The organism is Streptomyces mutabilis (genome assembly GCF_014649815.1).
Taxonomy (GTDB): Bacteria; Actinomycetota; Actinomycetes; order Streptomycetales; family Streptomycetaceae; genus Streptomyces; species Streptomyces mutabilis.
On record NZ_BMTT01000009.1, the window covers coordinates 37,078 to 60,324 of the forward strand.

Genomic DNA, 23,247 nt, shown 5'->3' on the forward strand with positions numbered 1-23,247 from the left:
ACACCCGCCCGGTCGGTGACTCAGGTCACCGACCGGGTTCTGTGCTACCCGCGGGTACCGCAGCGGCTCAGGCGGCGTAGTCGCCGACGAGGGCCGCGCCGGACTCGTGGTCGCCGCGGTCGGTGATCTCGCCGGCCACCCAGGCGTCCACACCGCGATCGGCCAGTGTCGCCAGTGCCACGTCCGTCGACTCCTCGGGCACGATCGCGATCATGCCCACACCCATGTTCAGGGTCTTCTCCAGCTCCAGGCGTTCGACCTTGCCCGTCGTACCGACGAGGTCGAAGATCGCGCCCGGGGTCCAGGTGGACCGGTCGACGGTCGCGTGCAGGCCGTCGGGGATCACGCGGGCCAGGTTGGCCGCGAGGCCGCCGCCGGTGACGTGGCTGAAGGCGTGGACCTCGGTGGTGCGGGTGAGGGCCAGGCAGTCCAGGGAGTAGATCTTGGTGGGCTCCAGCAGCTCCTCGCCGAGGGTGCGGCCGAGGCCGTCCAGGTGGGCGTCGAGCGACAGGCCTGCCTCGTTCAGCAGGACGTGGCGGACGAGCGAGTACCCGTTCGAGTGAAGCCCGGAGGCGGCCATGGCGACGACCGCGTCACCCTCACGGATGCGGTCGGGGCCCAGCAGCCGGTCGGCCTCCACGACGCCCGTACCGGCGCCGGCGACGTCGAAGTCGTCCGCGCCCAGCAGGCCCGGGTGCTCGGCCGTCTCGCCGCCGACCAGGGCGCATCCGGCCAGCACACAGCCCTCGGCGATGCCCTTCACGATCGCGGCGACACGCTCGGGGTGGACCTTGCCGACGCAGATGTAGTCGGTCATGAACAGCGGCTCGGCGCCGCAGACCACGATGTCGTCCATGACCATGGCGACCAGGTCGTGGCCGATGGTGTCGTAGACGCCCAGCTGCCGGGCGATGTCGACCTTGGTGCCGACGCCGTCCGTGGCGGAGGCGAGCAGGGGACGCTCGTAGTTCTTGAGGGCGGAGGCGTCGAAGAGGCCGGCGAAACCGCCGAGGCCGCCGAGGACCTCGGGGCGCCGGGTCTTCTTCACCCATTCCTTCATGAGTTCGACGGCGCGGTCGCCCGCTTCGATGTCGACGCCCGCGGCTGCGTAGCTGGCACCAGTTGTGTCAGACATGACGATGAGAACCTTTGTGTCGTACGGCAGGTGGTGCGCGGCGCTACGGGCGACGGATGGCGTCGGCGGCGGCCGTCGCGGCGGGCCCGGCGGCCAGCTCGGTCTCCAGGAGCTGCTTGCCGAGCAGCTCGGGGTCGGGGAGCTCCATCGGGTACTCGCCGTCGAAGCAGGCGCGGCACAGGTTCGGCTTGGCGATGGTGGTCGCCTCGATCATGCCGTCGATGGAGATGTACGCCAGGGAGTCGGCGCCGAGCGAGGTGCCGATCTCGTCGATGCTCATGCCGTTGGCGATGAGCTCGGCGCGGGTGGCGAAGTCGATGCCGAAGAAGCAGGGCCACTTCACGGGCGGCGAGGAGATCCGGATGTGGACCTCGGCGGCGCCGGCCTCGCGGAGCATGCGGACCAGGGCCCGCTGGGTGTTGCCGCGGACGATGGAGTCGTCGACGACGACCAGCCGCTTGCCCTTGATGACTTCCTTCAAAGGGTTCAGCTTCAGGCGGATGCCCAGCTGGCGGATGGTCTGCGAGGGCTGGATGAAGGTGCGGCCGACGTAGGCGTTCTTCACCAGGCCGGCGCCGAAGGGGATGCCGGAGGCCTCGGCGTACCCGATCGCGGCGGGCGTGCCGGACTCCGGGGTCGCTATGACCAGGTCGGCTTCGGCGGGAGCTTCCTCGGCCAGCTTGCGGCCCATCTCCACCCGGGAGAGGTACACGTTCCGGCCGGCGATGTCGGTGTCCGGGCGGGCCAGGTACACGTACTCGAAGACACAGCCCTTGGGCTTCGCTTCTGCGAATCGAGAGGTGCGCAGGCCGTTCTCGTCGATGGCGACGAACTCGCCGGGCTCGATCTCGCGGACGTAGGAGGCGCCGCAGATGTCGAGGGCGGCGGACTCGGAGGCGACCACCCAGCCGCGCTCGAGGCGGCCGAGTACCAGCGGGCGGATGCCCTGCGGGTCACGGGCGGCGTAGAGGGTGTGCTCGTCCATGAAGACGAGGCTGAAGGCGCCGCGCACCTGGGGCAGCACCTTGCCGGCCGCCTCCTCGACGCTCAGCGGCTTGCCGTCGTCGTCCACCTGACCCGCGAGCAGGGCGGTGATCAGGTCGGTGTCGTTGGTCGCCGCGACCCGCGTGGAGCGGCCGTCCTGCTTGGGCAGGTCGGCGACCAGCTCGGCGAGCTGGGCGGTGTTGACGAGGTTGCCGTTGTGCCCGAGCGCGATGGAGCCCTGGGCGGTGGCACGGAACGTCGGCTGGGCGTTCTCCCAGACGGAGGCGCCGGTGGTCGAGTAGCGGGCGTGTCCGACCGCGATGTGACCCTGGAGCGAACCGAGGGAGGTCTCGTCGAAGACCTGGGAAACCAGGCCCATGTCCTTGAAGACGAGGATCTGGGAGCCGTTGCTGACCGCGATTCCCGCGGATTCCTGGCCCCGATGCTGGAGGGCGTAGAGCCCGAAGTACGTGAGCTTTGCGACCTCTTCGCCCGGAGCCCAGACACCGAAGACGCCACAAGCGTCCTGGGGGCCCTTCTCGCCGGGAAGCAGATCGTGATTGAGTCGACCGTCACCACGTGGCACGCCTCCGAGTGTAGGCGAGGTCGACCACTGGTCCGAATTGGGGACAGGGACTCGCGACCGGGTCACTGCTCGGCATAGGCCCTCAGGATCTCGCCGTCTTCCCTGGTCAGCGTGAGGGTTTCATGATCGATGCGGTAATCGACCCGACCCTCGAAGAAGCCCAGTATCCGCTTCTCGGCGTCCATGAGTGAGCCTTCGCACATCATTCGGGTCGTCGTCGGGGCGCCCAGGGTGATGTGACCGTCGCCGACCGTGGCCTTCGCGTTGACGTGGTTGCAGGGGAGGCGGCCCGCGACGGTCTTCGCGTCCTTGTCGAAGGTGAGCTGCGTGCGGCTCTTCCCGTCGGCCGACGTGGCGGTCCACTCCGTGCCGTGCAGGGACGCGTCCTTCGGCTTGCTGAGTTCGACGGTGTCGCCGTCGGCGGTGGTCAGGGTGAGCCGTTCGCCCCGGGTCTCGGCGGTGAGATCGGCGTCGAGGGCCCGGCCGAGGGACTTCTCGAAGGCGGGGGGCGTGTCCGTGCAGCCCTTCTCGGTGAACACGGCGTCGCTGAGCCGGACGCGCTCGCCGTCGACGTCGGCGCGGGCGCTGAAGGTGTTGCATCCGGTGCTGCCGACCGCCTCCCCGCTCTCGTGGATCAGTACCCGGGCGGAGTCGGGCGCCTTGTGGGTGGCGCCGTCCACGGTGACGGAGTCGATGCTCCACTGGACGCCGGTGACGGGCTTTCCCGCGCCGACGGAGCCACTGCCGCCGTCGGCCTTCTCGGTGCCGCAGGCCGCCGCGAGCGGCACGAGCGCGGCGACGGCGGCCACGGTCAGGGGGATGCTGCGCTGCTGCTTCTGCCTGTACATGCCGATACGACGGAGGCGCGGAGGATCTGGTTCCCCTCTTCCGCTCAGCTGAGCAGCGGCAGCAGCCCCGCGAGGTCGGCACGCTCCCCGCTCGCGCTGACGGTCGCGTAGCCCACGGCGTCCTTCCAGGTCAGCCGCCCGGTCGCCAGCCGAACCCAGGTCAACGGGTCGGTCTCGACGACGCTCGGCGGGGTGCCCCGGGTGTGCCGGGGGCCCTCGACGCACTGCACGACGGCGTACGGCGGAATCCGCACCTCCGTCGAGCCGCCGGGCGCCTTCGCGGCGAGCGCGTCGGCAAGCAGCCGGGTCGCGGCGGCCAGCGCCTGCCGGTCGTACGGGACGTCGAGGCCGGGCACGGCGGCGTTCAGGTCGTCGGTGTGGACGACCAGCTCGACGGTGCGGGTGACGACGTAGTCGGCCAGGGGGAGGGCGCCGGCGCAGGTGGGCAGCAGCCGGGTACCGGGGTGGGTGTCGAGGCGCTCGGCGAAGCGCCGCTCGGCCTCGGCGAGGTGGGCGTCGAGGTCGGGGTGTTCGGCCGCGAGTCGCCGGGCGGTGGCGGCGATGCCGTCCGCGTCGGCGGTGATGGCGAACGGCCAGTCGAGCAGGTGTCCGTCCTGCCGCACCGGCTCGGGTTCACCGAGCAACCGGTCCACGGCCGTCAGCGCCGTGCCGACGTGCGCGACCAGCTCCCGCACGGTCCAGTCGCCGAGCCGCGTCGGCAGCGCCAGCTGGTCCGGGGTGAGGGTGCGGACGGCCGCCCGTATGTTCCCGAACTGGGCGAGCACGGCGGTGCGGGTGCGGGCGGGGTCGTAGGCGCGGGCACGCTTCTTGGCTGCGGGCATGCGGGGAGCTTATGCGGGGGTGCGGGCGGACAGTCACCCGTACGTGTGTCCGGAAGCGGAAACCGCACGCGAAGCGCCGGACCCCGGAAACACTGGTCCGCGCCTGGAAGGAGGTGCAACACGACGGATATGGCCGAGCACACGTCCCACATGTCGGTGGACGAGTGGGGGACGATCGCCTCCGCCGCCCCCGGGACCGGCAGGTTGGTGGCTACCGCGATGTACGCGTGTTCGGCGATCCGGTCATCCTCCCGCCCCGGTCGGCATTGAAGACACGGAAATCCTCAAGAGCTACGTCCGCTGAAACGCCGAGGTCCCGCCCGGAACCGGACGGGACCTCGAACTCTCGGGGATCGGCGACTACGCCAGCAGCCCCGGGATCGTTGCCTCGTGGGCCTCGCGCAGTTCCGTCAGGGGCAGCGTGAACTCGCCCTGGACCTCCACCGCGTCCCCGTCCACGACACCGATGCGGGTGGCCGGCAGGCCCCGGGCACCGCACATGTCGTTGAAGCGGACCTCTTCCGAGCGCGGGACGGCGACGACCGCGCGGCCCGCCGACTCCGAGAACAGGAAGGTGAAGGCGTCGAGCCCGTCCGGTACGACCAGACGCGCGCCCTTGCCGCCGAGCAGCGCCGACTCGACGACCGCCTGGACCAGACCGCCGTCCGACAGGTCGTGTGCGGAGTCGATCATGCCGTCGCGGGAGGCGGAGATCAGGATCTCGCCGAGGAGGCGCTCGCGGTCCAGGTCGACCTTCGGGGGCAGGCCGCCGAGGTGGTCGTGGATCACCTGGGACCAGGCCGAGCCGCCGAACTCCTCACGCGTGTCGCCGAGGAGGTAGAGCAGCTGCCCCTCCTCCTGGAAGGCGACCGGCGTGCGGCGGGCCACGTCGTCGATGACGCCGAGGACCGCGACCACCGGGGTCGGGTGGATGGCGGCCTCGCCCGTCTGGTTGTAGAGGGAGACGTTGCCGCCGGTCACCGGGGTGCCGAGCTGGAGGCAGCCGTCGGCCAGACCGCGCACGGCCTCCGCGAACTGCCACATGACCGCCGGGTCCTCCGGCGAGCCGAAGTTCAGGCAGTCGGAGACGGCCAGCGGCTTCGCGCCGGTCGTCGCCACGTTGCGGTAGGCCTCCGCGAGGGCCAGCTGCGCACCCGTGTACGGGTCGAGCTTGGCGTACCGGCCGTTGCCGTCCGTGGCGATGGCGACGCCGAGGCCGGTTTCCTCGTCGACGCGGATCATGCCGGAGTCCTCGGGCTGGGCGAGGACCGTGTTGCCCTGCACGAAGTGGTCGTACTGCTGGGTGATCCACTGCTTGGAGGCCTGGTTGGGCGAGCCGACCAGCTTGAGGACCTGGTCCTTGAGCTCGTCGGACGTCTGCGGCCTGGGCAGCTTGTTCGCGTCGTCGGCCTGGAGCTCGTCCTGCCAGGACGGGCGGGCGTAGGGGCGCTCGTAGACCGGACCCTCGTGCGCGACCGTGCGCGGGTCGACATCGACGATCTTGCCGCCGTGCCAGTAGATCTCCAGGCGGTCGCCGTCGGTCACCTCACCGATCACGGTGGCGATGACGTCCCACTTCTCACAGATCTCCAGGAAGCGGTCGACCTTGCCCGGCTCGACGACCGCGCACATGCGTTCCTGCGACTCGCTCATCAGGATTTCCTCGGGCGAGAGCGTGGAGTCGCGCAGGGGGACGTCGTCCAGGGTGACGCGCATGCCGCCGGAGCCGTTCGAGGCCAGCTCGGACGTGGCGCAGGAAAGGCCCGCCGCTCCCAGGTCCTGGATGCCGACGACCAGCTTCTCCTGGAAGGCTTCCAGGGTGCACTCGATGAGGAGCTTCTCCTGGAAGGGGTCGCCGACCTGGACGGCCGGGCGCTTGGAGGGCTTGGCGTCGTCGAAGGTCTCCGAGGCCAGGATCGACGCGCCGCCGATGCCGTCACCGCCGGTGCGGGCCCCGTAGAGGATGACCTTGTTGCCCGCGCCGGACGCCTTGGCGAGGTGGATGTCCTCGTGCCGCATGACGCCGATGGCACCGGCGTTGACCAGGGGGTTGCCCTGGTAGCAGGCGTCGAAGACGACCTCGCCGCCGATGTTGGGCAGGCCCAGGCAGTTGCCGTAGCCGCCGATGCCGGCGACGACGCCGGGCAGGACGCGCTTGGTGTCCGGGTGGTCGGCGGCGCCGAAGCGCAGCGGGTCCACGACGGCGACCGGGCGGGCGCCCATCGCGATGATGTCGCGGACGATGCCGCCGACGCCCGTGGCCGCGCCCTGATATGGCTCGACGTAGGAGGGGTGGTTGTGCGACTCGACCTTGAAGGTGACCGCGTAGCCCTGGCCTACGTCGACGACACCGGCGTTCTCACCGATGCCGACGAGCATCGCGTCGGACTCGGGGGCCTTCTCGCCGAACTGGCGCAGGTGGACCTTGCTGCTCTTGTACGAGCAGTGTTCGGACCACATCACCGAGTACATGGCCAGCTCCGCCCCGGTGGGGCGGCGGCCGAGGATCTCCACGACCCTCTCGTACTCGTCCTTCTTCAGGCCCAGCTCGGCCCAGGGCAGCTCGACGTCGGGGGTCTCGGCCGCGTGCTCGACCGTGTCCAGAGGCGTCCGGCTCATGCGTTGACCAGCTTCTTGAGGATCGACGTGAAGAACGGGAGGCCGTCGGTGCGGCCGGTGCCGATCAGTGGCTCGACGGCGTGCTCGGGGTGCGGCATGAGGCCGACGACGTTGCCGGCGGCGTTGGTGATGCCGGCGATGTCGTTGAGCGAGCCGTTCGGGTTGAAGTCCACGTAGCGGAAGGCGACGCGGCCCTCGGCCTCCAGCTCGTCCAGCGTCCGCCGGTCGGCGACGTACCGCCCGTCCATGTTCTTCAGCGGGATGTGGATCTCCTGACCGGCGGTGTAGTCGCTGGTCCAGGCGGTGCCCGCGTTCTCCACCCGCAGCTTCTGGTCGCGGCAGATGAAGTGCAGGTGGTCGTTGCCCAGCATGCCGCCGGGGAGCAGGTGCGCCTCGGTGAGGATCTGGAAGCCGTTGCAGATGCCGAGGACGGGCAGCCCGGCCTTGGCCTGGTCGATGACGGTGTCCATCACCGGCGAGAACCGCGCGATGGCGCCGGCCCGCAGGTAGTCGCCGTACGAGAAACCACCGCAGAGCACCACGGCGTCGACCTGCTTGAGGTCCTTGTCCTTGTGCCAGAGGGCGACGGGTTCGGCGCCGGCGACGCGGATCGCACGCTGCGTGTCCCGGTCGTCGAGAGAGCCAGGGAAAGTGACGACGCCAATACGAGCGGTCACTTCGAGGCCTCCGCGACTACGTCCGCGGACTCGACCTTCACGGTGAAGTCCTCGATCACGGTGTTGGCGAGGAAGGATTCCGCAAGATCGTGGATGCGGGCGAGGGCTGCGTCATCGACGGGCCCGTCCACTTCCAGTTCGAATCGCTTTCCCTGACGGACGTCCGAGATCCCTTCGAAACCCAGTCGCGGCAGTGCGCGCTGCACCGCCTGGCCCTGGGGGTCGAGGATCTCCGGCTTGAGCATGACGTCGACTACGACGCGTGCCACTGGCACTCCCGGTGTGTGGTGCTGAGCAGGTTCCTTCAGACTACCCGTACAAAAATTCTACGCGCGTAGCCTTGGAGGAAACTACGTGACCCCTGTCACGATCGGGTATCGGAAGGAGGTGACTGCGAAAAGCTTCGGGAAAGATCTCGGATCGAGCCGGGGCCAACTATTGTGTGCGGACACGCGGAGAGATTTAGTCGGGCTTCCCATTGCAATGCCGGGCACTGTACAAATGAAATGTCATTAGCCGATACTTGCCCAATTACAGGCGAACAGTCGGCATCATCGCGGCGTCTTGGCACGTCATCGCGGAGGTGCCGCACGAAGGGACCGATATTCGTGGCGCAGCGTGTCGTGGTCACTCTCTTTGACGACATCGACGGCTCGGAAGCGGCGGAGACGATCGCCTTCGGGGTCGACGGCCGTATGTACGAGATCGACCTGAACGAAGCCAATGCCCGGAAACTGCGCAAGGCCCTCGAACCGTTCGTGTCGGCCGGCCGCAAGCGGTCGCGGTCCGGCAAGGCGTACCGGCAGACGGAGGTCGCCCCCGACCCGGCGGCGGTCCGCGCCTGGGCGCAGGCGAACAGGATGGACGTGCCCGCGCGGGGCCGGATCCCGAAGAAGGTCTACGAGGCGTTCGCCGCGGCGCAGTGAGGCGCCGCCCGTGCCTGGGGCGGCCGACGGCCGCCCAGCCGCCCCTCGCGGCAACCGACTTGCGCGGCACCCCGGGTGATCAGCTAAAGTCTGGAGCACGCCGAGGGGCGAGGCCGAAAGGCCCAGCTCACGGAACACGCGGGTGTAGTTCAGTAGTAGAACATCCCCCTTCCAGGGGGAAGGCGCAGTGTGCAATTCCTGTCACCCGCTCTGCATCGCCGTACCGATCACTCGATTCGATCAGGTAGGCTGATGCTCGCACCGATCGGTGAAGGCCGGTCGGGGGCAATGCGGACGTAGCTCAGTTGGTAGAGCGCAACCTTGCCAAGGTTGAGGTCGCGAGTTCGAGCCTCGTCGTCCGCTCGGGAATCAGACCCCGGTCCTCCGTGACCGGGGTCTTTTCGTGCGCCCATGCGGTGCCCCGAACAGCCTCCGTCTGACATTTGTCATGGCCGGTGATGACAGCTCGCACTGTCACCCGGCCCGGAGTGCCGCGACGCTTGAGCCATGCATGCGAACGGACACGAACACGTGATTGAGGTCACCGACCTGCGGCGTGTGTACGGGGGCGGGTTCGAGGCCGTGCGGGGGATCGACTTCTCCGTGCGCCGCGCAGAGATCTTCGCCCTGCTCGGCACCAACGGCGCCGGCAAGACGTCTACGGTCGAACTGCTGGAGGGCCTCGCCGCTCCGGCCGGCGGGCGGGTGCGCGTCCTCGGGCACGACCCCTACACCGAGCGGGCCGCCGTACGCCCCCGCACCGGGGTCATGCTCCAGGAGGGCGGCTTCCCGTCCGAGCTGACCGTCGCGGAGACCGCGCGGATGTGGGCGGGATGCGTGAGCGGGGCCCGCCCGCCGGCCGAGGTGCTGGCCCTGGTCGGTCTGCAGGCGAAGGCGAACGTCCGCGTGAAGCAGCTCTCCGGGGGCCAGCGGCGCCGCCTCGACCTGGCGCTCGCGCTGCTCGGCGACCCCGAGGTGCTCTTCCTCGACGAGCCCAGCACCGGACTGGACGCCGAAGGCCGCCGGGACACCTGGGAGTTGGTGAGCACCCTGCGCGACGGCGGTACGACGGTGCTGCTGACCACGCACTACCTGGAGGAGGCCGAGAACCTCGCCGACCGGCTCGCGATCATGCACGAGGGCCGCATCGCCGCCACCGGCACGCCGGCCGAGGTGACCGCCGCGCAGCCGTCCCGGATCTCCTTCGAACTGCCCGACGGCTATTTCGTGGGCGACCTTCCGCCGCTCGGCGAACTGGGCGTGAGCGACCACGAGGTCGACGGCCGGCTGGTCAGGCTCCGCACCCGCGAGCTGCAGCGCGCGGCCACCCAGTTGCTGGTCTGGGCCGGACGGGCCGGAGTGGAACTGCGCCGCCTGGACGTGCGGTCGGCATCCCTGGAGGAGGCGTTCCTGGGCATCGCGAAGGACGCGTCCGCGAAGGACGCGTCCGCGAAGGCGGCCGAGTCGACGACGAAGGAGGAGTACGCGGCATGAGCGCCACGGACACCCGAGCCCGCACGGCGCACACCGCCAAGGGCGCGGTCACCACGCCGACGAGTCGCATGACGGCGCTCGCCCGCGCCGAACTCACCCTGCTGGGTCGGAACAAGGGCACCGTGTTCGCGGCGCTGTTCGTGCCGCTGGTGCTGCCCTTCAGCGTGTACTCGGCGTCCGAGGAGATGGACCTCGCCGAGGCCGGACTCACCCCCGCCCTGCTCGTCCTGCCCGCCGCGATCGGCTTCTCCCTCCTGTTCGCCGTCTACTCCGCGCTCGTCGGCGTCTTCGTCGTCCGCCGCGAGGAGCTCGTCCTCAAGCGGCTGCGCACCGGCGAACTCCGGGACGTCGAGATCCTGAGCGGCTCCGCGATGCCGGCGGTGCTCAGCGGACTGGTGCAGAGCCTGGTGCTCGCCGTGGGCTGTGCCGTGCTGCTGGACCTGTCCGCACCGTCCGCGCCCCACCTCGCCGTCCTCGGCCTGCTGCTGGGCCTCGTGATGTGCGCCGCGCTCGCGGCGGTCACCGCGAGTTTCACCCGCACCGGCGAGAGCGCGCAGGTCACCCCCCTGCCGTTCATGTTCGTCTCGATGCCCGGCTCCGGCATGTTCGTGCCGCTGGACCTCTTCCCCGACCAGGTGGCCTCCGTCTGCGAGCTGCTGCCGCTGACGCCCGTCGTCACCCTGGTCCGCGGCGGCTGGACCGGCGACCTCTCGGCGTACGAGACGCTGGGCGCCGTGGCTACGGCGGTGGCCTGGACCGTGGTCGCGGTGTTTGCTGTACGGCGGTGGTTCCGCTGGGAGCCACGGCGCTGACCTCCGGGGAGTCCCGGATCGGGGCCGGCAGCGGGGAGAGGGGTTGAGCGAGGGCATGCGCAGGCCGAGGCGCTGGTGGGGGCGGAAGAGCACGCCGGCGAAGGTGGAGACGTACACGCGGTGGTCGTTCCACTTCTTCGGGGTCATCGAGATGCTCGCGATGGGGGCGTCGGCCTACGAACGGGTCGGGCCGCGCCTCGCCACCGGGCTGGCCGTGCTGGTCACCGTGCACGCCGCGGTGGGCATGGCGGTCGCCTCCCGGTCCCTGGACTGGACGCGCGGCCTGCGACCGCAGCCCCTGCGGCTGCTGTGGGGCTACGCCGCCCTCACGGCGGTGATCTCCACCGGCACGGTCCTGCTCGCGGAGCACGCGTCCGGTGACGCCGTGGACACCGCGGCGGGATCGGCCTTCGGGGGCGTCCTGTGCTTCGGCGCGGGCATGATCACGCTCGGGGTGCGCGACCGGCGTCGGGTGGTCGCGGTCGTCGCGGGCTTCGCGCTGGGCACCGGGCTCGTGTCGTTCCCGCTGGGTCTGGGGGCCACCGGCGCGCTCGCGGTGGCGGCCCTGGTGCTGCTGGCCGGCGGGTTCCTCGCCTTCACCTCCGTCTTCTCCGTGTGGCTGCTCGACGCCGTCTACACCCTCGACGAGGCCAAGGAGACCCGGGCGCGGCTCGCCGTCGCCGAGGAACGGCTGCGGTTCGGCCGGGACATGCACGACGTGATGGGGCGGAACCTGGCGGTGATCGCCCTCAAGAGCGAACTGGCCGTCCAGTTGTCCCGGCGCGGACAGCCCGAGGCGGTGGAGCAGATGATCGAGGTGCAGCGCATCGCCCAGGAGTCGCAGCGGGAGGTCCGGGACGTCGTGCGCGGCTACCGGGAGGCCGCCCTGGAGGTGGAGCTCACCGGCGCCCGGGGGGTGCTCTCGGCGGCCGGCATCGACTCGGAGGTCACCGGCGGGACGGACGGGCTGCCCGCCGAGGTGCAGTCGGCCCTCGGCTGGGTCGTCCGCGAGGCGACCACCAACGTGCTGCGGCACGGGAACGCGCAGAAGTGTGCCGTGGCGGTACGGATGTCGGAGGGACGTGTGGTGCTGACGGTGGAGAACGACGGGGTGCCGGAGGTGACCGGGTCCGCAGACGCCGTGGGTTCGGGCGGCTCCGGGCTCGCGGGGCTGCGGGAGCGGCTGGCCGCCGTGGACGGCACGCTGGAGGCCGGGAGCGTCGGCGAGGGCGTGTTCCGGCTCACAGCCGAGGTGCCGCTGCCGTCGTCCGCCGGGGCGGCCGTACTGGAGGCCGCGTCGTGACGACCCCCGTACGGGTGCTGCTCGCGGACGACGAGCACCTCATCCGCGGGGCGCTGGCCGCCCTGCTCTCGCTCGAGGAGGACCTCACCGTGGTCGCCGAGGCAGCCACCGGACCGGAGGCGCTGGCGATGGCCCGGGCCCACGAACCCGACGTCGCCGTCCTGGATCTCCAGATGCCCGGCGCGGACGGTGTGAAGGTCGCCACATCGCTGCGGGCCGAACTGCCCAACTGCCGGGTGCTGATCGTGACCAGTCACGGGCGGCCCGGGCATCTGAAACGGGCGCTCGCGGCGGGGGTGCGCGGCTTCGTGCCCAAGACGGTCAGCGCCCAGCGGCTCGCCGAGCTGATCCGCACCGTGCACGCCGGAAACCGCTACGTCGACCCGGAGTTGGCCGCCGACGCGATCTCCGCGGGGGACTCGCCGCTGACCGCGCGTGAGGCCGAGGTGCTGGAGCACGCCGCCGACGGGGCCCCCGTGGCGGAGATCGCCGAGCGTGCCGCGCTCGCCGAAGGGACCGTGCGGAACTACCTGTCGTCGGCCGCGAACAAGCTCGGTGCGGAGAACCGGCACACGGCGGTGCGGCTCGCGAGGGAGCGGGGTTGGGTATAGTGGCTGTCGCGCCACGGGGAAGTCACCGGCTCCGGCCGACGGCCTAGACCCGCGGCGCAGTGCGAACGTAGCTCAGTTGGTAGAGCGCAACCTTGCCAAGGTTGAGGTCGCGAGTTCGAACCTCGTCGTTCGCTCCACATGAGGAAGCCCCCGGTTGCGGCCGGGGGCTTTTTCGTGTCTGCGTGCGGTGGCTTCTTCGTATGTGCGTGCGGTGGCTCACTCGTGCCCGTGCGAAGGCCCCCGGTCACGGCCGGGGGCCTCGGCGTCGGCGTGCACGGGCCGGCGCTACGACCAGCTCAGGCCGGTCAGGCGCTCGTACGCCTCCACGTACTTGGCGCGGGTCGCGTCCACGACCCGCTGGGGCAGCTCCGGCGGGGGCTGCTCGCTCTTCCGGTCCCAGCCGGACTCCGCCGAGGTCAGCCAGTCCCGGACGAACTGCTTGTCGTACGACGGCTGCGCCCGGCCCGGCTGCCACTGGTCGGCCGGCCAGAAGCGGGAGGAGTCCGGGGTGAGCACCTCGTCGGCGAGGATCAGGTCGTCGTCGCTGAAACCGAACTCGAACTTGGTGTCGGCCAGGACGATGCCGCGCTCACGGGCGATGTCCCGGGCACGGGAGTAGATGGCGAGGGTGGCCTGGCGCAGGCGGGCCGCGGTGTCCGCCCCGACCTGGCGGGCGACCTCCTCGTAGGAGACGTTCTCGTCGTGCTCGCCGACCTCGGCCTTGGTGGCCGGGGTGAAAATCGGGGCGGGGAGCTCCGAGCCGTCGACCAGGCCCTCGGGGAGGGCGAGGCCGCAGACGGTGCGGGTCTGCCGGTACTCGGCCAGTCCCGAGCCGGTGAGGTGGCCGCGGGCCACGCACTCCACCGGGACCATCCGCAGCGACTTGCAGACCAGGGCGCGGCCCTCCCAGTCGGCGGGGGCGCCGGGGGGCAGCTCGGTGCTCAGGACGTGGTTCGGAACCAGGTCGGAGAGCTGGTCGAACCACCACAGGGAGAGCTGGGTGAGGACCCGGCCCTTGTCGGGGATCTCGGTCGGCAGCACCCAGTCGTAGGCGGAGATGCGGTCGCTGGCGATCATCACGAGGTCGCCCGCCTCGTTCCGGTACAGCTCGCGCACCTTGCCGGTGTGCAGATGCACCAGACCCGGAACCTGGAGCGGCTCGGGCTTTTCGACGAATCCGGACACGGTTCCTCCCCGTGGTTCTGTCCAAGTACGTCGATTCTCCCGTATGCGCGGATCGGCCTCCTTGCGGGGTGGCGGCGGGCGGGGTCAGTCCCGTTTGCAGATGCGGTCAAGGAGGTTGGCGGTGGCCCGCTGGACACGTGGGTCGACGTGGCCCGGCCGGTCCAGGGCCGGGGACCAGGCGAACGTCCCGGACGCGAAGACCCAGGCACCGGACGGTGCCCGGTACAAGGACGTCTCCTGGTGGCGCCGGACGCCGTCCACGTCGGTGTACGGCGAGTGGGCGAGCAGGACCCGCTCGTCGTGCTCGGGGAGCGCGGTGCGCGGGAAGTAGCGGTCGGCCTCGCCCGCGACCAGGTCCTCGATCTCGTCGCCCTCGTGGGCTCCGGTGGCCTCCCAGAGCCAGTGATCGGCGTTGCGGACGATCACCGGGTGCGGTTCGGGGACGCGGCCCGCGTACTGGATGCCGAGGAGCTGCTGCTCGGGACGGTCGACCTCCCGCCACAGCGTCGGCTTGCCGGGCCCCTTGCGTTTGCGGCAGGTCAGCAGGCGGTCGGGGGCGCCGGACGGGGAGGGGCCGAGCTCCACCTGCCAGTACATCGTGTTGGCGGAGAGGAAGACCAGGGAGGTGCCGTGCTCGCGGGCGAGTTCCGTGGTGCGGCGCATGGGAACGGACCAGTACTCGTCGTGCCCGGGGAAGACCAGGCCCCGGTAGCGGGTGGGGTCGACTCGGCCGGAGTGCAGGTCGCGGGCGTCGGCGTAGGCGAGGTCGTAGCCGTAGCGCTCGGCGAAGCGGATGACGTCGTAGGCGTGGCCGACGTGGAGGGGGAGTCCGGCGCCCGCGTACGGGCGGTCGAAGGAGACGGTCGTCGCGGCGTCCGCCTCGCCCAACAGGCGGCCCTCCTCGTCCCAGGCGTGGTAGAGACTGGCGCCGGTGCGGCCGTCCTCCGGGTAGAGGTTGTACGCCTGCCAGGTGATGTCCGGCAGGATGAGGAGCAGGTCGGCGGGGTGATCGTCGCGGACCGTGAAGGGGACGTGGGAGCGGTAGCCGTCGGCGGTGGTGAGGACGGCGACGTAGGCGCCGATGTTCCAGTACGACGGAATCTGCAGCCGCCAGGACAGCCACCAGTGGTGGCAGGAGACCGTGCGGTCGGCGGTGAGTGGCGGGGGCTGGACGATCCCGGACAGGCGGGGGCTGGTGGTGATCTTGGTGGCGCCGTCGCCGCCGTAGTGGCCGATGCGGTAGACGTCGACGCTGAATTCCTGGGGCGGGTCGACGGTGATGTGGAAGTCGATGGCCTCGCCGGGGGCGGCGGCTCCGGCGGCGGTGAAGCCCTTGATCTGGCGGCCGACGTCGTCGGCGGCGCGCGGCCCGCCGCCGTCGTTGCGCCGCTCGCGGGCCTTCGCGCCGGGTGTGCCGGGTTTGCCGTCCGGGTCCGGTACGGCGTCCTGGTCCGCGTACCAGGCGACGACCTGGCCGGTGTCGCCGAAGTACGTCTCGCCGCCGCGCAGCCAGGGCAGGGGCCCCTGTCCGAAGGGGTCCGTCACGGCGTGCGCGAGTGCACCCGATTCCCAGCGGCGGATCTGCTCGGGCCCCATGGGACAGTCCCCTCCCTCGTGCCCCCGTGGTCGTGCGTATGACGAACGCCTTTGCCATGTGCGCGATCGGTCCCAGCACATCACATTTCGCGCGCGTGCTGTCACTGTTCGTTGCGAAGTGGCCGAAAGAGGAATGCGAAAGTCCGCTTGGGGTCCCGAGTGGGGCGGACTCGGGACGAGCTCGGGGTCAGACGAGGCGCACCGGCTTCTCGGGGCGTACGCCGAGCTCGGCCAGCCAGGCGCGCAGCGGGCCCGGGTCGCCGGTCTCCACGAGGCTGCGGACGTGGGTCCCCAGATCGGCGGTGCGCACGCCGTTGACCAGGAGGGACGGTCCGTCGAGCCAGTCGAGGCCGGGGGCCGCGCCGGCGGTGTCCATCGCCGCGCAGCACACCATCGCCGTGATGTGGGCGGTGAGGATCTCGCGTCCGGTGCGCGGGGGCTGCAACGGCAGGAGGGGGAGCGCGCGGTCGTCCCAGAGGGCGGTGTCGGGGGCCGTCGGTCCGTCGGCCGTCCCGGGGGGCAGGGGCGGGGTGGGAGTTCCGGGGACCTGCGCCCGTGCTTCCTCGCGGGCCAGCTGGGCACTGAGCCCGGCGGCGAGGGCGGCACCGCGGGCGGTGGTGCCGGCGAGGTCGTCATCGTCGTCGGGGGTGGTGGGGTGGGTGGGGGCGTGGCGAGCGGGGCCGGGGGCGGTGTCGCGGGCGAGACCGGTCTCCGTTTCGGTGACGGGAGCGGGGACGGTCTCGGTCTCTGTCTCGGTTGCCGAGGCCCGTGCGGGCGCGGGGTCGTCAGGGGGCGGGGTCGCGAGGTGGTCCAGGACGCGGGACAGGGTCGGGCCGTCCGTGCCGGGTGCGGCGTCCTCGGCGGCGCGACGGACGCCCAGGGTGTCCAGAACTCGGTGCAGGCGGGCCGCGTCCGTGCGCCAGGTCCGGTCGACGACCTCCTCGGCGTACTCGTCCCATCCGACCGGCGCCCAGTCCGGGCCCGTCTCGGCGGGTCCCCCGTGGAAGAGGCGCGCGGCGAGGAGCGAGACCGACTCGTCCATCACCCCGGGCTCCTCCAGCAGGTCGCACGCGGGGCGCTCACCCAGGCGGGAGGCGAAACCCTCGGCCAGGCGGTCACGGCGGGACAGCTCCGTGAGCGCGGCGACGACGCCCACGTCCAGCCGGGAGGGCCAGCGGCCCATCCGCCAGGCGGGCAGCGCCACCCGGGTCAGCAGCCGGTCCCAGCCCGCGTAGGCGAGTCCCACCTGTTCCTGCGCGACGATGCGCAGACCGTAGTCCACAGCCTGTGCACGCTCGGCGGCGGCCGCGGCGACCCCGCGCTCCATCTCCGCCGCGTGCACTCGGCAGCTGCGCAGCAGAAACCTGGACACCCAGCCGAGACCCGCGCTCACCGCACGGGACGACGGCCCCCGACCGACGGCCGAGGTCGCCGCCACCGCGGCGTCCAGGCCCCGTATGAAGCGGCGGGCCGCCGCTATGTCGGGGTGTGCCGAGGGCCCCGTACCGGCGACGACCGGGGCGAGGACGGCGCGCAACTCCCCCACGCGCATCCACCACAGGAAGGGCGATCCGATGACCAGGACGGGGGCGGCGGCACTCCGGCGGTGCGCGGACCGGGCCGGGTTGGCCACGTCGTCGTGATCCTCCGCCGACGGCGGGCCGTGGGCCGGGTGGTTGCGGTCCTCCAGCCAGCTGTCGCAGTCCGGTGTGAGCGCTATCGCGGAGGGGGCGGGTACGTCGAGCCGGTCGGCCAGGTCCCGGACCATCCGGTAGAGATCCGGCGCCGACTCCTCGGCGACCGCGACCGTCGGCGTGACGGCGGGCCGGGAGCGGGCGACGACCAGGGCGACCGCGGCGGCGGCCGACAGGACGAGGAGCGCGAGCACGGACACGGCCCAGCGGGCGGTGTCCCAGCCCCCGCCCACCAGATGCCCGGTCGAGCCGCCCGCCAGCAGGATCACCGCGACGGCAGCGGGCAACAGGGCGACGGCGAGCGCCCGGCTGCGGATGCGCAGCACCGCCAGCGCCCGGGAACGCGCGGCCTGCGCGCCCAGCTCCACTCCACCACCAGTACCGGTCACGGCCGGACCTCACCCCCTCCTCGCTGTCCTGTCCGTCCAGGGCTGTCCTGCTGCTCTCCCGCGCTTGCTCACTCACCCCACTGTGGCACCCGCCACTGACATCGCAATGCCGGTGGGCCAAGTGCCGGAACGCCTGCGCGGCACCCTAGTTGGGGGTCCGGCACCCGTCAGCCGTATGGCTTATCGGCCACTCGATGGAATGGCTTTGGGGAAAGGTGGATGACGGACAGCAAGGATCAGGCCCCGGCTCCTGGGACGGAGCCGGGGCCTGCCGGGTTCGGTGCGAAGGGGCTGTCCGGACTATGCTCCAGCGGCCTTCGCCGCGATGTCGCTGCGGTGCTGGGAGCCGTCGAGGCGGATGCGGGCGACGGCCCGGTACGCGCGGTCGCGGGCCTCGGTGAGGTCGGTCCCGGTGGCCGTGACGGACAGGACGCGGCCGCCTGCGCTGACGACGGCGTCACCCTCGTGCCGGGTGCCGGCGTGCAGGACGTAGGCGTGCGGGGCGTCCTGGGCGGCGACCTCGTCGAGGCCGGTGATCGGGTCGCCGGTGCGCGGGGTGCCGGGGTAGTTGTGGGAGGCGACGACCACGGTGACGGCGGCGTCGTCGCTCCAGCGCAGCGGCTCCAGGTCGGCGAGGTTGCCGGTGGCGGCGGCCATCAGCAGTCCGGCGAGCGGGGTCTTGAGGCGGGCCAGCACGACCTGGGTCTCGGGGTCGCCGAAGCGGGCGTTGAACTCGATCACGCGGACGCCGCGGGACGTGATCGCCAATCCCGCGTAGAGGAGCCCGGAGAACGGGGTGCCGCGACGGCGCATCTCGTCGACGGTCGGCTGGAGCACGCTCTCCACGACCTCGTCGACCAGCTTGGGGTCGGCCCACGGCAGCGGCGAGTACGCGCCCATGCCGCCGGTGTTGGGACCCCGGTCGCCGTCGAGGGCGCGCTTGAAGTCCTGGGCGGGCTGGAGCGGGCGGACGTTCTCGCCGTCGGTGACGGCGAAGAGGGAGACCTCGGGGCCGTCCAGGTACTCCTCGATGACGACGCGGTCGCAGGCCGCCGCGTGGGCGCGGGCCGCCTCGACGTCCTCGGTGACCACGACGCCCTTGCCTGCGGCGAGCCCGTCGTCCTTCACGACGTAGGGGGCGCCGAAGGCGGCGAGGGCCGCGTCGACCTCCTCCGGGTTCGTGCAGACGTACGAGCGGGCCGTGGGTACTCCGGCGGCGGCCATGACGTCCTTGGCGAAGGCCTTGGAGCCCTCCAGCTGCGCGGCCTCCCCGGAGGGGCCGAAGACCGGGATGCCCGCGTCGCGCACGGCGTCGGCGACCCCGGCGACGAGGGGGGCTTCGGGCCCGACGACGACCAGTTCGGCACCGAGCCGGGTGGCCAGCGCGGTGACGGCCGCGCCGTCCAGGGCGTCGACCTGGTGCAGTTCGGCGACCTCGGCGATACCGGCGTTGCCGGGTGCGCAGTGCAGCGCGGTGACGTCGGGGTCGAGGGACAGGGAACGGCACAGGGCGTGTTCGCGGGCGCCGCCGCCGATGACAAGGACCTTCACGGGGTCAGCCTAATGCGAAGGCGCCGGTGCGCCTTGTGCGGGCTTCCGAAGGAGCGGGGCACGGGGTGTCGTACTTTCCTCCAGCGCTGCCGCGGAACCGGACTCGGCGCACGTGGCGAGCGCGCCCCCTGCGGTACCTACTCGTTCGCGATCTCCTCGACCACGGTCGCCCCCAGCTCCCGTACCAGCAGCTCCTTGCCGGAGAGGGCCGACTCGTCCAGGTCCGGGTCGTCGTCCTCGGGGATGTCGTCCTCGGGGGAGACCGGACGCGGCTCGGGCGCCGGAGGTCTGGGCGCGGGAGCGGGGGCGGCGGCCGGAGCGGACGCGGGCGTCGGCGCGGCGGGCGCCGACGGCGCGGGCGCCGGGGGCTGGGCGTCGGGCGTGGGCGCCGACGGGCGCTGCGCGGGCGCGCCGCCACCGAAGCCGCCACCGCCTCCGCCTGAGGCGGGCCCGAAGCCGCCGGGTCCGCCGTACCCACCGGAGGGGCCGGACGGAGGGGGAGGTGCCGAGCCACCGGACGGATCGACGACCGCGTCGACCTTCCACTGCACGTTGAACTGCTCCGCCAGGGCCTGCCGCAGCACGTCCTCGCTCCCGCTGCTCAGGAAGTTGTCGCGCGCCCCGGCGTTGACGAAACCGATCTGCAGGGTGGTGCCGTCGAAGCCGGTCACCTGGGCGTTCTGGCTGAGCAGGATCCAGGTGAACCGGCGGCGGTTCTTCACCGCCTCCAGGATGTTGGGCCAGATCTGGCGGGGGTCGACTCCGGAGCCCGGCGGCGGGGAGGCGGGGGCGGCGACGGTCGGCGCGGGTGCCGGGGCCGCGGCCGGAGGCGCGGCCGGGCCGGGGGCGGGGGCGGCCGGTGTCCGGGACTGCCCACCGCCCGCGGGAGCCGCGGTGGGCCACCCGCCGGGGCGCCGCCCGCCACCCGCGGGCGCCGCGGTGGGCCAGGCACCGGGCGCGGGCGTCGAGGCGGGCGCCGCGGGAGGAGCGGCGTCAGGCGCGGGAGGAGCGGCGTCAGGCGCGGGAGGAACGGCGTCAGGCGCGGGAGCGGCGGGAGGCCGGCCACCGCCGACCGGGCCGCCGCCGTCACCGTCACCGTCACCGTGAGAGTTACCGGCACCGGCGGCCGGCTCCGGGGCGGGACCCCTCCGGCCGGCCTCCGCCGGGGCGCCACCACCACCGGCCCCGGGCGCCCGCACGGCGGCCCGGGCAGCGGCGGGCCCACCGCCCGGCGGGACCGGAGCGGCGGGAGCGGCGGCAGCGGCAGCGGTACCGGCATGCGCCTCAGGTCCGGGCACGTACCCCATGGCGGGCGCGCCGGTCCCCGCCGAGAACTGGACGCCGCGCTCAATGCGGTCCAGCCGCGCCATTACCGAACGCTCGTCGCCGTACGCGGCGGGCAGCAGCACGCGCGCGCAGATCAGTTCCAGCTGGAGGCGGGGCGAGTGGGCACCCCGCATCTCGGTGAGCCCCTCGTTGACGATGTCGGCGGCACGGCTCAGCTCGGCGGCACCGAAGGACCGCGCCTGGGCCTGCATGCGCTCGACGACGTCGGCGGGGGCGTCGATGAGCCCCTTCTCCGCGGCGTCGGGCACGGCGGCGAGGATCACCAGGTCACGCAGGCGCTCCAGCAGGTCGGTGACGAAGCGCCGTGGGTCGTTGCCGCTCTCGATCACCCGGTCCACGACCTCGAAGGCGGCCGAGCCGTCCCCTGTGACGAACGCCTCGACGACGGAGTCGAGCAGCGAGCCGTCCGTGTAGCCGAGCAGGGCCGTGGTCATGTCGTACGTCACACCGTCGGCACCGGCACCCGCTAGCAGCTGGTCCATGACGGACATGGAGTCCCGGACGGACCCCGCACCTGCCCGCACCACCAGGGGCAGCACGCCGTCCTCGATCGCGATCCCCTCCCTGCCGCAGACCTCGGCGAGGTAGTCGCGCAGGGTGCCGGGCGGCACGAGGCGGAAGGGGTAGTGGTGGGTCCGGGACCGGATGGTGCCGATGACCTTCTCGGGCTCGGTGGTCGCGAAGATGAACTTGAGGTGCTCCGGCGGCTCCTCGACGACCTTCAGCAGCGCGTTGAAGCCCTGCGGCGAGACCATGTGGGCCTCGTCGATGATGTAGATCTTGTACCGGCTGGAGGCGGGCCCGAAGAACGCCTTCTCGCGCAGGTCACGGGCGTCGTCCACGCCTCCGTGGGAGGCGGCGTCGATCTCGATGACGTCGATGGAACCCGGCCCGTTCCTCGCCAGGTCACGGCAGGACTGGCACTCGCCGCACGGGGTGGGAGTGGGGCCCTGCTCGCAGTTCAGGCAGCGCGCCAGGATGCGGGCGCTGGTCGTCTTGCCGCAGCCGCGCGGACCGCTGAACAGGTACGCGTGATTGACCCGGTTGTTCCGCAGCGCCTGCTGCAACGGGTCGGTGACATGCCCCTGACCGATGACCTCGGCGAAGGACTCCGGGCGGTAACGGCGGTAGAGCGCGAGAGACGACACGCATACGAGGTTATAGGCGCCCACCGACAACCGGCCCCGCCCGCGGACCCCGACCGCTCCCGCCCCGTGAACGCAAGCGCCCCCCACGCACCCGCCAGAGCCGACCTACCCTTGCTGCCTTCCGGCCCTGGGGGAGTTCAGTCAGATAGCGCCGCGTGAGGGGCTGAGCCACACGTTACCCGATCCGGGGGCCGGAGAACGAGTTCGCGAGCACTCTCCGACGTCATGTAATGTTCTCTGCGGAGGATTCGCCTAGAGGCCTAGGGCGCACGCTTGGAAAGCGTGTTGGGGGCAACCCCTCACGAGTTCGAATCTCGTATCCTCCGCCAGTGCCTCACCGGGCACGAAGTCGAAGGGCCCCACCGCTTGCGGTGGGGCCCTTCGACGTGTGTGGTGCCGGCGCCCGCGCATCTCGGGCGACCTCTCCTCGGTGGCACCCGCGCGGCACAGTGGTCCCGGCGGCGTCGGCGGTCCGGTCGGCGTCGGCGACAGCCACAGGGAATTGACGGGAAGGGAAGGGAGTCGGACCGGAATTCCTCGCCCAGGAAGGTGAGCAGGGCCTGCTCCGCCGGGCCCGCGCGCCCTGGCGGAGCACGGCGATGACGGGCTGGGACACGGCCGGGAAGACCGGGCGGACGAGGTGCCGGTGGTCATGGGGCACCACCGAGGCGGGCACCAGCGCCGCCCCCAGTCCGTGGGCGGCCCAGCGCACGGCCGTCGCCGTCTGGGAGACGCGGGCGGCCGTGACGGGCGCCGGGTCGATGTCGCGCAGCACGTTCAGCAGTACGCCGTCCAGGACGCTGTCGCGGTCGACCGCACCCACGGTTCCCCCTTCAGCGTGCTCAGCTCGACCCGGTCCGCGGCGAGCTGCGGGTGTCCGGCGCCCAGCACCGCGACGAACTCCTCGTCGCCGAGGTGGTGGGCGTCGGCGGGGCTCCGCTCGCACGCCGCCATCAGGGCGAGGTCCAGAACGCCCCGGCGGCACAGGCGCTCCAGCTCTGCGGAGTTCGGTTCCTCGAAGACGGTGACCTCAAGACGCGGGAAGCGGCGGCGCAGGGCGCCCAGCGCACCCGGCAGCTGCCCCGTGCCCAGGCCCAGCTGTGCGGAGACCACCAGCTAGCCCACCAGTTCCTCGGCCCCGGCCCGTGCCGTGGCCCGCGTCCGCCGGGCCGCGCTCACCGCGGCCTCGGCGTCCCGCAGGAACGCCCGGCCGACGGCGGTGGGCACCAGCCCGGTCGGCGTGCGGGCGAACAGCTCCACGCCCAGCTCCCGCTCCAGGCCGTGCATCTGCTGGGACACCGAGGGCTGGGCGACGCGCAGCGCCTCCGCCGCGGCGGTCACCGAACCCTTCTCGGCCACGGCCAGGGCGTACTCGAACTGACGAAGGCTCATCGGCTTCCCTCTCCTCTTCCGCGGGCCGTGGCCCGCCCGGTCGTCGTCCCTGGAGGGAAGAAGCCGTTCGCGGCCGCCGTTCATCCCGGCCCTCGTGAGGGGCGGGTC

The 23,247-nt window shown here is 72.1% G+C and carries 17 protein-coding genes, 4 tRNA genes, 1 other RNA gene and 1 pseudogene; 9 read left to right on the top strand and 14 right to left on the bottom strand.

The features are described from left to right. Positions 1 to 67: 67 nt before the first annotated feature. The 7 genes from purM to purS all read right to left on the bottom strand — a co-directional run bounded on the left by purM (position 68) and on the right by purS (position 7,960). Positions 68 to 1,135, bottom strand: coding sequence for a phosphoribosylformylglycinamidine cyclo-ligase (purM, locus tag IE142_RS19405; protein WP_043382183.1), 1,068 nt, complete (start codon positions 1,133 to 1,135; stop codon positions 68 to 70). Positions 1,136 to 1,178: 43 nt separating this feature from the next. Continuing rightward, on the bottom strand, positions 1,179 to 2,705 hold the full coding sequence (gene purF, locus IE142_RS19410; RefSeq protein WP_043382187.1) for an amidophosphoribosyltransferase: 1,527 nt from the start codon (positions 2,703 to 2,705) through the stop codon (positions 1,179 to 1,181). Between the two features lie 62 nt (positions 2,706 to 2,767). Next, positions 2,768 to 3,553 carry an META domain-containing protein gene (locus IE142_RS19415; RefSeq protein WP_191886933.1) on the bottom strand — a complete coding sequence of 262 codons (786 nt, stop codon included), beginning with the start codon at positions 3,551 to 3,553 and terminating at the stop codon, positions 2,768 to 2,770. Between the two features lie 44 nt (positions 3,554 to 3,597). Next, positions 3,598 to 4,395, bottom strand: a complete 798-nt coding sequence (locus IE142_RS19420) for a maleylpyruvate isomerase family mycothiol-dependent enzyme (protein WP_191886934.1) — start codon at positions 4,393 to 4,395, stop codon at positions 3,598 to 3,600. Between the two features lie 360 nt (positions 4,396 to 4,755). Further along, positions 4,756 to 7,014, bottom strand: a complete 2,259-nt coding sequence (gene purL / locus IE142_RS19425) for a phosphoribosylformylglycinamidine synthase subunit PurL (RefSeq protein WP_191886935.1) — start codon at positions 7,012 to 7,014, stop codon at positions 4,756 to 4,758. After that, positions 7,011 to 7,691, bottom strand: coding sequence for a phosphoribosylformylglycinamidine synthase subunit PurQ (gene purQ, locus IE142_RS19430; RefSeq protein ID WP_061443786.1), 681 nt, complete (start codon positions 7,689 to 7,691; stop codon positions 7,011 to 7,013). The genes purL and purQ overlap by 4 nt, the downstream gene beginning before the upstream one ends. Further along, positions 7,688 to 7,960: a phosphoribosylformylglycinamidine synthase subunit PurS gene (gene purS, locus IE142_RS19435; RefSeq protein WP_043382202.1), complete on the bottom strand. Its 273-nt coding sequence runs from the start codon at positions 7,958 to 7,960 to the stop codon at positions 7,688 to 7,690. Before purS ends, purQ begins: the two co-directional genes overlap by 4 nt. A 339-nt stretch (positions 7,961 to 8,299) precedes the next feature. Here purS and IE142_RS19440 point away from each other — a divergent pair, with 339 nt between their 5' ends. From IE142_RS19440 to IE142_RS19475, 8 genes are all read left to right on the top strand, one after another. Beyond that, positions 8,300 to 8,617, top strand: a complete 318-nt coding sequence (locus IE142_RS19440) for a histone-like nucleoid-structuring protein Lsr2 (protein ID WP_043382204.1) — start codon at positions 8,300 to 8,302, stop codon at positions 8,615 to 8,617. A gap of 138 nt (positions 8,618 to 8,755) precedes the next feature. Continuing rightward, positions 8,756 to 8,827: transfer RNA gene (locus IE142_RS19445), tRNA-Gly, on the top strand. A gap of 80 nt (positions 8,828 to 8,907) precedes the next feature. Continuing rightward, positions 8,908 to 8,980, top strand: a tRNA-Gly gene (locus tag IE142_RS19450). A 144-nt stretch (positions 8,981 to 9,124) separates the two neighbouring features. After that, positions 9,125 to 10,111 (top strand): ABC transporter ATP-binding protein, encoded by a 987-nt coding sequence (locus IE142_RS19455; RefSeq protein ID WP_191886936.1) that lies wholly within the window; start codon positions 9,125 to 9,127, stop codon positions 10,109 to 10,111. Further along, on the top strand, positions 10,108 to 10,923 hold the full coding sequence (locus IE142_RS19460; RefSeq protein ID WP_191886937.1) for an ABC transporter permease: 816 nt from the start codon (positions 10,108 to 10,110) through the stop codon (positions 10,921 to 10,923). The genes IE142_RS19455 and IE142_RS19460 overlap by 4 nt, the downstream gene beginning before the upstream one ends. 55 nt (positions 10,924 to 10,978) lie before the next feature. Continuing rightward, positions 10,979 to 12,226 (top strand): sensor histidine kinase, encoded by a 1,248-nt coding sequence (locus tag IE142_RS19465; RefSeq protein ID WP_191887090.1) that lies wholly within the window; start codon positions 10,979 to 10,981, stop codon positions 12,224 to 12,226. Further along, complete coding sequence (locus tag IE142_RS19470) at positions 12,223 to 12,837, top strand: response regulator transcription factor (RefSeq protein WP_191886938.1); 615 nt, start codon at positions 12,223 to 12,225, stop codon at positions 12,835 to 12,837. Before IE142_RS19465 ends, IE142_RS19470 begins: the two co-directional genes overlap by 4 nt. 61 nt (positions 12,838 to 12,898) lie before the next feature. Beyond that, positions 12,899 to 12,974: transfer RNA gene (locus IE142_RS19475), tRNA-Gly, on the top strand. 148 nt (positions 12,975 to 13,122) lie between these two features. Here IE142_RS19475 and IE142_RS19480 read toward each other — a convergent pair. The 6 genes from IE142_RS19480 to ffs form a co-directional block, all read right to left on the bottom strand. Next, positions 13,123 to 14,022, bottom strand: coding sequence for a phosphoribosylaminoimidazolesuccinocarboxamide synthase (locus IE142_RS19480; protein WP_043382219.1), 900 nt, complete (start codon positions 14,020 to 14,022; stop codon positions 13,123 to 13,125). Positions 14,023 to 14,106: 84 nt separating this feature from the next. Next, positions 14,107 to 15,618 carry a N,N-dimethylformamidase beta subunit family domain-containing protein gene (locus tag IE142_RS19485; RefSeq protein ID WP_191886939.1) on the bottom strand — a complete coding sequence of 504 codons (1,512 nt, stop codon included), beginning with the start codon at positions 15,616 to 15,618 and terminating at the stop codon, positions 14,107 to 14,109. Positions 15,619 to 15,805: 187 nt separating this feature from the next. After that, on the bottom strand, positions 15,806 to 17,701 hold the full coding sequence (locus tag IE142_RS19490) for a hypothetical protein (RefSeq protein WP_191886940.1): 1,896 nt from the start codon (positions 17,699 to 17,701) through the stop codon (positions 15,806 to 15,808). A 300-nt stretch (positions 17,702 to 18,001) separates the two neighbouring features. Beyond that, positions 18,002 to 19,252, bottom strand: coding sequence for a phosphoribosylamine--glycine ligase (purD, locus tag IE142_RS19495; RefSeq protein ID WP_191886941.1), 1,251 nt, complete (start codon positions 19,250 to 19,252; stop codon positions 18,002 to 18,004). Between the two features lie 137 nt (positions 19,253 to 19,389). Continuing rightward, entirely contained in the window at positions 19,390 to 21,747 is a 2,358-nt protein-coding gene (locus IE142_RS19500; protein WP_191886942.1) for a DNA polymerase III subunit gamma and tau, read from the bottom strand. Between the two features lie 69 nt (positions 21,748 to 21,816). After that, positions 21,817 to 21,915, bottom strand: an RNA gene (ffs, locus tag IE142_RS19505) — signal recognition particle sRNA small type. A 73-nt stretch (positions 21,916 to 21,988) separates the two neighbouring features. Here ffs and IE142_RS19510 point away from each other — a divergent pair. After that, positions 21,989 to 22,076 (top strand) — tRNA-Ser (locus IE142_RS19510). A 204-nt stretch (positions 22,077 to 22,280) separates the two neighbouring features. Here the strand turns inward: IE142_RS19510 and IE142_RS19515 are convergent. Beyond that, positions 22,281 to 23,139: pseudogene (locus tag IE142_RS19515) on the bottom strand (LysR family transcriptional regulator); the annotation flags it as partial. Positions 23,140 to 23,247 lie beyond the last annotated feature (108 nt).